At 40.6% G+C, this 12,380-nt stretch carries 5 protein-coding genes; all 5 read right to left on the bottom strand.

Going from position 1 to position 12,380, the window contains the following annotated elements; all coding sequences use genetic code 11:
- Nucleotides 1-26 precede the first annotated feature (26 nt).
- A complete protein-coding gene (locus KH286_RS08775) occupies nt 27-830 on the bottom strand; it encodes an energy transducer TonB (RefSeq protein WP_004696671.1) in 804 nt (267 codons plus the stop codon).
- Between the two features lie 2 nt (nt 831-832).
- On the bottom strand, nt 833-1,240 hold the full coding sequence (locus tag KH286_RS08770) for an ExbD/TolR family protein (protein ID WP_004698605.1): 408 nt from the start codon (nt 1,238-1,240) through the stop codon (nt 833-835).
- A 2-nt stretch (nt 1,241-1,242) separates the two neighbouring features.
- The gene (locus KH286_RS08765) at nt 1,243-1,860 is read right to left on the bottom strand and encodes a MotA/TolQ/ExbB proton channel family protein (RefSeq protein WP_004696674.1); all 618 of its coding nucleotides are present in this window, start codon (nt 1,858-1,860) and stop codon (nt 1,243-1,245) included.
- A 35-nt stretch (nt 1,861-1,895) separates the two neighbouring features.
- Nucleotides 1,896-6,974 (bottom strand): TonB-dependent receptor plug domain-containing protein, encoded by a 5,079-nt coding sequence (locus KH286_RS08760; protein WP_278617833.1) that lies wholly within the window; start codon nt 6,972-6,974, stop codon nt 1,896-1,898.
- Nucleotides 6,975-7,160: 186 nt separating this feature from the next.
- Entirely contained in the window at nt 7,161-12,182 is a 5,022-nt protein-coding gene (locus KH286_RS08755; protein ID WP_187658823.1) for a TonB-dependent receptor plug domain-containing protein, read from the bottom strand.
- Nucleotides 12,183-12,380: the final 198 nt, after the last annotated feature.

Raw genomic sequence — 12,380 nt, 5'->3', positions numbered from 1 at the left:
TTATCTCCTTTATTACTTAGATATATTTATTCTTCTTCATCTTCGCCATCGGCCTGTACTACAAAGTGTACAGGAACTTCTACCGGTTGTATATCCCCTGTTTCATTTGGATACGGAGTCGCTCGTCGCACTGCATCAAGAGCCGCTTCTACAAATATCTCATCGCCACCACTAGTTGGATATACGTCTATTAAATTACCATTAGTATCTAATTTAGCCATTACATTAATTGTAACATCTACGTTCATTTTACGCTTAATAGCCGCATAAGGAATTTGTTTTTGGCTATCTACAGCTGCATAAAAGCCCTCTACATTGAACGCTGCTTTACCTGTACCATGACCATCACCTTCACCGGTACCATCACCTGTACCAGTACCATGGCCTCTACCATCACCAACGCCAGTACCTTCACCGGTACCATGACCGCCACCAGATCCGCCACCTGATCCAGGGCCTGTGCCACCAACAGCGGAATTATCACCGGATGTATTGCCTTTATTTTCACTTGCTTTAGCTGCCACATCTACTGCATCAGGGATATCTGTTGCTGTAGATGGTTCAACATTTGCTACAACAGCCTTTGTTCTTGCCGCTACTTCATCTGCTGACAATGGTTTTGGGAACAGATCTGCTCTGTTACCTCCGCCACCACCAGCATGTCCACTGCCACCATCATCGAGCACACTTTGTGTGAGGTCGATTTCATAGGTATCCATTTCTTGAATGGCTGGAACCACTACAAAAAAGATTACAGCAATAAAGAGAGCAATAAGATGAACTACGGCGGATATAATGGCTGCTTTTTTCCATGATATGCCTAGTCCCATAGTTATCCTTTCTGTTCAGCTGCAATAGCTAAGCGTTTAACGCCAGATTGTTTTAACATGTCCATAATCGCTACTACTTGACCATGAGCCGCTCGTTTATCGGCTTGTAAGATAACACTAGCATTAGGGTTTTCTTGGATACGTTGTTTTACCATTGCCTCAGCATCGTCAATGCTCATTGGCTTGTTATCAATCGTAATATGACCCTCCGCATCTAATGTTAAAACCACTGGTAATTGAGCTGGTGCAGAAGCACTAGTAGCCTGTGGTAATTGTACAGACAAGGCTTTTTGAGCCACTGTTTGCAAGCTGTTCATCATGAAGAATACCAACAAGAAGAAAATGATATCAATCATTGGAATAATCATGAATTCCGGCTTAGTTTTCATACGAAAGCTTTGCAAGTTCATAACTATTTCCACCCTTCTCGTTTAGCTGTAACAATATTTACACACATATTTTCAATTTGGTTAATAATGGAATCCAAACGATGACTAAAGATTGTGTATACGATAAATGCCATTATGGCTACACATAAACCAGATGCTGTAGCGATAAGAGCCTCACCTACACCACCAGTAATGGCAGATGCACCGGCACCAGAGTCAAGGATACTGAAAGAACCTATCATACCTGTTACCGTACCAAGCAATCCCAATAATGGAGAGATTGTAACTGTTGCACTTAAGTAGTCCATATATTTTCGGAAGCCAACTGCATCAACCCCCATTTGATCAGCAAAGGCTGTCTTCATTGCTTCTTCGCTAGAATCATTTTTTAAACCTGCTTCCGCAATACGACTTGCAATAGAAGGGTTCTCTTTAATGACTTTATCGATTTCATCCCAACGTTGTAGTTTTGCAAATTCATTTACTGCATGAGTTACAACAAATGTTTTGCCTGCATACTTACGATAGAAGAAAGCACGTTCTGCAGCTATAGCGATAACCATGAAAGACAAGAGTAACAATGGATACATTACATACCCACCACTATGAAATAAGTGAATGACATAATTTAAATTTTCCATATTTGTAACCTTTCTGCCTGTTTACAGACTGAGCATTAGAACCTATAGGTCCCTTGAATTCGTGTATAATCGCCTAACTTAAAGCTTTCACTACCATATAAAGTATCTCGTTTATTAGTGCCCTTCGCATCAAATGTATAGAATGCTTCAAGAAGCAAGTCCTTACGCGGTACATAACCGGCACCAAATGTAAAGCTACGAACACCATCTAAATAACGATCAGGTACTGCGCCCGTACCATTGCCACCGAAGAAGGAACCATGTTCAAAGTATTTGTAATCGATGAACGCATTCCAAGATTTCGGAACATCTAAATCAGCACGCCCAATATCTAGACGAGCCATCCAGAAGTGTGGTGTGCCGCCCATTTGATGACCTTTTAGAGTAAAGTCTGCTGTGCCACGTTCATGTTGATATACGGTATTACCATTGAGGTAACGTCCTAAGTTAGAACGATTTTGACCGTAATCAACCGTAACAGCTGCATTAGCACCAAGTTGATACTTAGCACCGATACCAAATACATGAGCTACATTGGAGAAGCTGTATTCATCATTACTGTTTCCATTAGCATTTAAATATGTATGTGTTTTACCGCCAAAGGAACGTAAGTACCAAGCTTGTAAACCAAGACGAGCACCAATTTGTTTCTTGTATTGAATAAATGCGGCCTTATCGATGGCTGGTACAGTATCTTTTTCAAGAACTACACCTTCTGTTCTGATCAAGTTGCCAATGACCTTACCGATTGCTTCGCGTGGTAATTTATTTTCAGACTCTGCGTCATGTACAACTTTTTCAAGATTATACATATAGTTAAACAATGCATTAGGCATACCCCAACCATAGTAAGAACCACCTTCGCCATAATCACCAGAGGACATGGTGAAGTTCTTTTTGTAAATGGCATCTTTAGCATCATAATCACTAAATACGTATTTACCACTATCGTATTTGTAAGTCTTTGCACCTAAGAAGCCAGTGAATTCATAATCACTTGACGGTTGACCATAGTAATCATAAGATCTCTTAAATGTACCATCAGCTTGTTTCACCCAAACTTCGTCAAGCCCACTATTGTTATAATTACTCCAGTTATCTTTTGCATTATATTTGGCAATTTCTGTAATCGATTGATTAATCTCAGCTGCATGTTTATCAACATACTCTTTAGGATTTAGCAAGGCTTCTTTATTATCAGAGGATACGATAAGACCTTTTGCCTTTTCTTTCATAGATTCAGGGTACAATGGGGAATTTACGTTATACATAATGTCGCCTGTTTTATACAGTTTTTCCCCTGTTTTCTTATTGGTGATTTCATACATTGCATACCCACCAGATGGGATATCAAGGGAGAATTTAGTCCCTGCCATATCTGTAGGATATGCTTTTGTAAGAATATCTTGTAATCGACCCATAATTTGAGCTTGTTTTTTCTGAGTTTCAGCTAATTTAGCATTAGCCTTTTCAATTTCTTGATCACGGTTCGGATTACTCCATCTTAAGTCTAAGCTTTCTTTATAAGCTTCGTATTCAGCTTGCAAGTCTTTGAGCTGTTGATAGAAATAGAGGCTATCTGTCTTACCTTTGTAAGTGGAGTTATAAATACCAGTTGGACTATCTGGAGCTGCCGGATCTGTTGAGGTCTTCTTCTCACCATCAGAACCGGTTTTAGTAGCACTCTCAATATCGTATGGATAATCATCGCGATTGATACCAATCAATTCAGCTGCTGTTGGTGGTCTAAAGATAACTTTATGCACTGCATGTGTATATGCAGAATCAGTGATACCTGTACTATGTTTGAAAGTACCAACACCAATACGAACTTGAGAATCATGGCCATTCCAAACAGCACGAACGCCATCATATGATTGACCAAACCAGTAGCCACTAACGCCCATAGGCTCAGTTAAACGCCCTACGGATACGTCCCATTTCTTAACGCGTCTTGTAAGATCAACTGTATCGAGTCGTTGATGGTTGAGACCTTTGGAATCAGATTTTGTCCAGCTTGTATCTACTCCACTCATGCCACTCATGCTACCGATAACTTTGAGGTTAGTGAACTCATTGAGTCGAGCATCAAAGCCAAGGCGTAAGCGTTGTTCAAAACTATGACGATTAGCATCGTACATATTGGCTTTTGCAGAACCGATGGCAGAGTTTGCTCTAAATGGAGATTGCGGTCTATTAGAACCATCATGTGCCATCCAACGCGCTCTATAGTCGCCAACCATTGTAATACCACGTTCTTTAGTAGTATCAAAATCAGAACGAATAAAGTCAGTTAAACGAACTACATCAGCTACATTTTGTACACCAGATTCAGAATTTACCACTTCACCATTAGCTATATTAGCACCTGTAGCATTAACGTTTGCACCATTCTTAGTTTTGCCGATGGCCGTAGTTTTACTACCATCGCCACCACCAAATTTAAGGTTAACACCCATGCGGTATACGCGTTCTTGTGTGGCACGATCATCATCGCGATGGTTAAAGATATTGTTGATACCGAAATACATCATGGCATTTTTATTGAAACGTTTTTGAATCATTACATTCCAAATGCCAAATGTTTTCTTTTCATACATTTGTTTCTTATAAACGCCTGCATCACCAGACAAGATATCTGGCCAGTAGTTACCACCATTATTAAGAGTATTACTATCAAGCATATTGATATAGTAATCACCCCAGATGGAGCCATTCCAACCGGATTTAGGGTTATCATAAGTAATGCCAATATCAACTTTGTGCATTGGTTTATCCAATAATTGACGTGGCATGGATGGATCGCTTTTGTTGATGGCGTGTAAATATGTATAACCTAATTTACCAGACCAATATTTGCCGAATTTTTGTTGTACTTCCGCTTGCAACCCTGTAATTTCAGCTTTACCAATATTTTTAAAGCTATAAATCATATCCGGTGCACGTTGGTATTTCGCATCACCTTTGAGATATGGTGCGAAGTCCATAAAATCACCAGTGAAGTATACAGACATATAGTTCTTAATACGGTTATGGAATACACCTACGCGTGCATATGTATTTTTATTTTCACCTTCCAAGCTCATGTCGAAATTGACTGATTTTTCTGGTTTCAAATTAGGATTGCCAGCCCAATACCAACCGAGTTTTGCTACCCCAATCCCTACAGGGTTAGAAGCATACATTTCCCAGTTATACCACAATTCGCCCATACCAGGTTCTGTATAACCAGTACCTACATTGGCTTTAAATCTGCGATGTGTATTACCGTTAACGTTATATGTCATACCCAAGGATGCAGATACGTTAGAACCAAACAAGCTACTATTATCAAAACGCACAATTGGAGACAATGTTAAATTCTTATTGACTTGCCATGTATCAGAAATGTAAGCGTTTATTTTACGAATCGTACCACTACCAGTAGTCAAGCGTTGGTCGCGATTACGGTACTCTTCCAAGAAAGCCTTACCATTTAGCTTAGGCGCTTTCTTACGCATTTCTGGATCGTTAGACTCACCATATTTAAAATAGTCGCCTACGATATTTGCACGATGCGCCGCCATTTCAGGATTTTCCGATTTCAACCGATTTTCTAAAGCATAATATCGCTTCTTAAATTCATCCGTTACGGGCTGATTATTCGGTGATGTGCTTGACCATTCACTGAGTCTGCTTTCCGATAAACCATAATTCACATAATCATCATATGTAATCCCCGGTTTTTGCGCATCATTCGCTGCACCATAATATTCATAATCCATATCCCATTGCGGCATGCCGCCACCGGAATTAATGAATTTATAGTCATGGATGTGAGAGTAAACTTTAACACTATTATCGCCTTTACGTCGCACGAGACGATCAAGGCGGTCTACTAACAAGCTTTTATCGTAATCCCATGGATCAATGTACATCGTACTTGTATTAGGAGAACTCTTTAAGCGACTACCAGAACCTTCTTCACGAGCATAGCTAACACCATAGCTTAGCAAATGATTTTTATTGACTTGCGTATTAGCATTTACTCGAATATCTAATTGACGATGATCGATGTTATCAATATAACGCAACTCATTAGAGCCTTCATAAGCGGAACGACCTGTATAGTTAATGAGCGCTACGTCATTTTCTTTAATACGAGAGTAATTAGTTTCTACAGTCCAGTCACTCTTTCCAGCTCTAGAGGACCATTGCAGATTAGCTGTATTACGATCTGCCGTACGTTTGAAGTGTTGCTGTGGCTCTAAGTCGGAGTCGGAGTGCTTAACATCGCGCACAAGATCTTCCGTGTAACGATTAAGTCGCAATTCCACCTTATTTTTATCATTTGCCTCGTAGGTCGCTACAAGACCGATATCTGCCGCATCACCATAGTAACGAAGTACATTTGGCTTGAAGTTATGTTTTGCATAATCAAAGGCCATCCCAGAGGCACGACGTTTAACAGATGCTAGAACAGGCATAAGATCTCGTTTACTACCTGATAAACCAACCTTTAACTTGCCCATTTGACCAGAATCGGCACGAATGAAGAAGTTTTGGAACGGAAATACATCGCCATCGCTCTTGCGACGCAAGCCTTCAGCATTAAATTGTACGGATGGTTTCTTTTGTGCTTTTTTAGTGATGATATTAACTACACCACCTACTGCATCAGATCCGTATTTAGCACTAGCCGCACCTTGAATAACTTCAATTCTCTCTACGTTCTCTGTACCCAAACGTTGTACTTCATCGGCCGCACCAGAGTACTTATCAAAATCACCTAGCACTGGTTGACCATCTACGAGGATAAGAGTGTGACGCGCTTCTGCACCGCGAATGGACACGCCCACACGCCCCATAGCATCAACTGTTCTAGATACGCCTGTTTGCGTAAAAATAATGTCTTCAACGGACTTCGCCTGTTTCTTTTCAATCTCTTTCTTGGTAATGATTTGCACTTGCTGTGAGTTCAATTTTGCTTCTTCTTCTGCCCATGTGCCTTTCACATTAACAACATCTGTAGTGACAGTCGCATTATCTGCCCAAACCACTAGAGGTGCGCTAAGCCACAAGGCAACTGCACTAGACAGGATTATGGTACGCTTTGTATGTCCCCACCGGTTCATTATGCCCTCCTAAACTTATAACTAAACATATGTCTTGTATCTCCCACACAAAAATTAAAAAGATACACTTCACCAACATTAATGACATTGAATATCATTCACATTTTAATGTTAGCAAAGTGTATCTTGCATATCTACTCCGAATAGACCAAAAATATACGTTTCGGACAAATCGGATATAAATTTTTAGAATTTATACGTCATTTGGAAACGAGTATAATTCCCAAGTTTAAAGTTTTCAGATCCATATAAGGTATCTCGTTTATTGATCCCTTTTGCATCAAATGTATAGAATGCTTGTAAAAGAAGATCTTTAGTTGGCACATAGCCACCACCAAAGGTAAAGCTCTTAATACCATCTAAGTAACGGTCAGGAACAGCCTCTGTACCATTGCCACCAAAGAAGGAACCATGGGCAAAGTATTTATAGTCTACATAGGCATTCCAAGAACCAGGTTTATTCATATCGGCACGACCAACATCAAAGCGCAATGCCCAGAAATGAGGTACACCACCTACGTCACGGCCCTTGATATCGAATTGAGAGGATCCAGCCTTATGGTCATAATGAGTATTGCCATTCATGAAGCGACCAAAGTCACTACGGTTTTGTCCATAGTCGAAGGAAACACTTACATTATGATTTAATTGATACTTAGCTCCAACGCCGAAAACATTAGCCATATTGTTGAATTCATGCGCTTCTGTAGCATTACCATTCGCCGTATAGAAGCGATAGTCACTACCGCCAAAGGAGCGTAAGTACCACGCAGCTAAGCCAAGTCTAGGTGTTACCATATGTTTAACTTGAACATAGGTAGCCTTTTCAATTGGTGGAATTGTATCCCGCTCCAATACGACACCTATTGAAGGAATAACAGCACCTGTATATTTGCCTAGCGCCTCTCTCGGCAAACGACTGTTGCCGTCCGCTTTTTCAAGCATTCGGGCCAAGCTATTAAAGTACGAAGCTATCATAGAAGGATAATAGGCACTTCCTTTTACGTTAATAAGACCAGACGTGCCGGAGTCGTTAATATCAACGACATTCGCCTTATAAATAGACTTGTCCAGCCCGTCAAAGGCATTATCTTCAAATTTCATCATGTACGGATTATTGCCAAAGCTATAGGTTGCTATATCTTTCGCCTTGGCACGATACGCCTCCACGATAGCCGCCTTATTCTGATTGTACCAATTTGAAATAAACGTTTTTCCACCATTGGAAAGAACAGTGGTATCACTCAACTTCATTTCAAACAATGGGTTTTTCTTATCAAGCCCAATCGTTCCCGGTGCTATTTTCTGAGTGAAAGTACGTTCGTCTTCATACCATTGTTCATCATCTTCATCATAGTATCGCGATTTATAAGAATACGTTACTGACACATCAGGCATCTTAATCGATACAGTCTGTTTAGCCGCATCCACACCATAAGCTTTCACCGCGATCTCCTGCATCCGGCGCAACACATCAAACTGCGCAGCTCGCAACGGTTCCCGTTCTTTCGCCACACGAGCTTCCACATCCGGCAAAGATGCTTCCAACTTTGCCAACTCCGCTTTTAATGGAGCCAGTTGATCCGCGGACATGCCGTCAATAAATTCTTTAGACCAGATATCGGAAGTCATATCGTCGATTTTCTTCTTTAATGTACCTACCTCCGCATCTAAGATGCCTTCCTTATCGCGCAAGGCTTTTAATTGCTGGTAGAAATTAATAGTATTCCCTGCGTTTGGTACGATGAGTTCCTTATTGGCACCGTCCGAATCCATAGTAACACCTAAGAATTCCTCTACCGTTGGAACCCGTTTAAAATGCGTATAAATAGCATGAGTATAAGCACTGTCGCTAATTCCCGTACTATGTTTAAAGGTCCCCACACCGATACGGACTTGAGTATTCTTATTCGTCCAAACACTACGAAGGCCGTCATATTCTTTATTAAACCAATAACCTGTAACCCCCATAGATTCAGTAATACGACCAACACTATGATCCCATTTAGAACCGTGATGTGTTACATCTAGTTCTTCGAGACGTTGATGATTAAAACCTTTAGAGCCTTCTGTTTCATGACTGCTATCTACACCAGCTTGGCCAGAAGCACTACCCACAACACGTACATTCGTATTATCGTTAATACGAGCATCGACACCGACACGTATACGTTGATTCAAGCCATGTTCCTTGCGGTCCGCCAGATTCTTTGCGGCCTCGTCGGATACGTAACTTGTAGCAGTCACCCGCGTAGCAGGACGATCAGATCCAAGATGACTGTCATTACGTACACGATAATCACCTACAAGTTCCATACCTCGTTTTCTGTCTGTATCGAAAGGACGCGTAATAAAATCCTGCAGCATAACCGGAGGTAACGATTCAAACTGCTCCTTCGTAAGTTTCGTTTTACTTTCACCTGAACCGAAACCGAATTTCATATTTAATCCGATACGATATACTCGAGCCGATAAAGCCCGATCATCATCACGATGATTAAAGAGATTATCAATACCGAAATAGATTCGTGAATCCTTATCAATCTTCTTTTGAATCATCAAATTCCATATGCCATAAGTTTTATGTTCATACATATCGGCGGTTTTTCTATTATTCAAATTATATCTGATAACGGAACGATCGGAATTATTAGGATCAATATAAGATACCATATAATTACCGCCACCAGACAAGGAGTTACTATCCAGCATATGAATATAATAATCTCCCCACAGACTACCGCTCCATCCGCTAGCCTTATCCTCAAAATCCACACCGATATCCACTTTATGACGAGGTTTATCCAGTAATTCACGAGGCATATCTTTATCGCTCTTATTAAGCGCTCGTAAATACGTATATCCCAAACGGGCCTTCCAGTGTTTATTCAAAGTTTGTTTAACTTCAAATTGAAGTCCCGTAATTTGGGCCTTGCCGATATTACGGAAACTGTAAATCATATCTGGTGCATGAGCAAATTTCGCCGCTCCATATGTGGTGGATTCATCATACTGAGGATAAAAATCCATCAAATATCCCGTATTGTAAATCGACATATAATTCCGAATATTATTATGGAATACGGTTACTTTACCATAGGTATTTTTATTTTCCCCTTCCAAAGAGAGGTCGAAATTCATGGATTTCTCTGGTTTAAGGTTCGGATTTCCGACCCAATACCAACCTAATCGGGCTTCACCGCCACCGATTGTGGCATTTGTAATATTTGGGCCATACATTTCCCAGTTATAATACAGCTCGCCCATACCAGGTTCCGTATAACTGGTACCCACATTAGCCTTTAATCTGCGGTGTACATTTCCATGTACATTATGAGTCATACCGAAATTAAACGACCAGTTGGAGCCAAATAAATCACTATGATCCAGTCTTATAATTGGTGATAAAGTAGTATTTTTATTAACCTGCCACGTATCCTGAATAAAGAAATTCTGTTTCTTGATCTCTGCACGTCCTGCGGTCTGTTGATTAACGCGTTTTAAATACTCTTCTTTAAAATAAGCTCCGTTTAATTTCAACTTCGTAGAATCAAAATCCGGTACGGCGCCATAGTAAAAGCTCGGTAAATAGGCATCATAAAGTGCTGGATAATACTTACCGTTTTCATCTTTTCGGCCCTCCTTATTAAAATGATAGTCTTCAATAAATTCTTTATTCTCCGCTAATAAACGTTTAGCAAACTGCTGATATCGCGCATAAGCTTCAGGATTCCGTTTTTTCAGCGTACGCTCCGTCACGGGGCCGTCCACAAGCCCCATTGCGGCCGCTGAATCAATCCCCGCCTGGGGATCCAAATATTGAAGATATTCTTCATAAGTAAATTCCGGCAATGTGTTTGGCTTGCTTTTATCTCCGTTATACCATTCTTTCTCCTTATTCCACTGCTCTACACCGGCCTCGTTTTTTCTGAAAGAATGGTCATAAATTGTGGATGAGGGAACACCGTTTTTTACTGCCAGACTTTTATCATAATCCCAGGGGTCGATATGCCGTTTATAGGTATGAGGCGCATTTTTAAGTCTGCTACCTTCGCCTGTCTCCCGTATAAACCCAATACCATAAGACAAGAGATGTTTCTTATTGACTTGCGTATCTGCCCCGAGTGTTACGCTCCATTGACGATGATCTACATTATCCACATAGTTTAATGTATTTTTCCCTTCATAGGTACTGTTCCCGTAGTCACTGGTTAATGTTACATCATCTTCTTTGGTCCGAGTATAATTCAGCTCCGCTTTCCACGAACTCTTATTGTCCTGACCAGTATACGTCAAATTAAGATTGTTCCTATCTAAATCCCGTTTGTAATGAACCTGAGGTTCCAAATAAGAAGTACTGCGCTTTACATATCGTTCCAAGTCTTCATTATACCTATCGATACGGACTCCCAAAGACTGTTTATCATTAATATCATACGTAGCGGCCAAACCTATATTGGAATTTGTACCGTAATATCGTAGGGAATTCTTTAAAAACCCGTGATCTTCATCATTGGTCATAGCGCTGATACGACGCCGCTCGCTAGCATAAATAGGCATAATATCACGTTTACTACCGTGAATATTAACTTTTAACTTACCTAATGAGCCGGAATCAGCGCGCATAAAGAAATTGGAAAACGGTACGATATCACCGTCGCCTTTAGTTCTACGACCTTCCCCATTAAACTGAAGGCCAGCGGTCTTACGCGGTTTATTGGTAATAACATTGATAACACCACCGATGGCATCGGATCCGTATTTAGCACTGGCTGCACCTTGGATAATTTCTATACGTTCCACATTTTCTGTACCGAGACGTTGTAATTCATCACCAGCACCTTGATATTTGGCAAGGTCGCCCATCACAGGCTGTCCATCCACAAGAATCAAGGTATGACGAGGATCCGCTCCACGGATAGATACGCCGACGCGCCCCATCGAATCGACGGTTCTAGATACGCCAGTTTCGGAAAATACAATATCTTCTACGGATTTTGCCTGCTTTTTGACAATATCCTTCTTCGTGATAATCGTCGTCTGTTGAGACTCTTGTTTTGCCTGCTCTTCAGCCCATGTACCGCGAACATGAACCACATCGGTTGTTACAGTCGCATTGTCCGCCATAACCACCGGCATTTGCAACCAGCACGCTACTGCGCAGGATAGTATGACATATCTCCTTGCCCGCACCCAACTCCTATTCATTAAATTTCCTCCACACATATATTTAACCATGCATATAAAAATACACTTTACCACTATAACCAAATGACATTGAAAATCATTTACAGGTTTAATAGTAGCAAAGTGTATTATACATATCTACTCCGAATAGACCAAAAATATACGTTTAGGACAATATTTAATTTTCATAGACTATCAAACTTAGCCTAAAGCACAAAA

The organism is Veillonella parvula, from assembly GCF_018378075.1.
Taxonomy (GTDB): Bacteria; Bacillota; Negativicutes; order Veillonellales; family Veillonellaceae; genus Veillonella; species Veillonella parvula_K.
The sequence above is the reverse complement of the archived record's forward strand: the minus strand, read 5'-3'. Positions and strand labels throughout refer to the sequence as shown.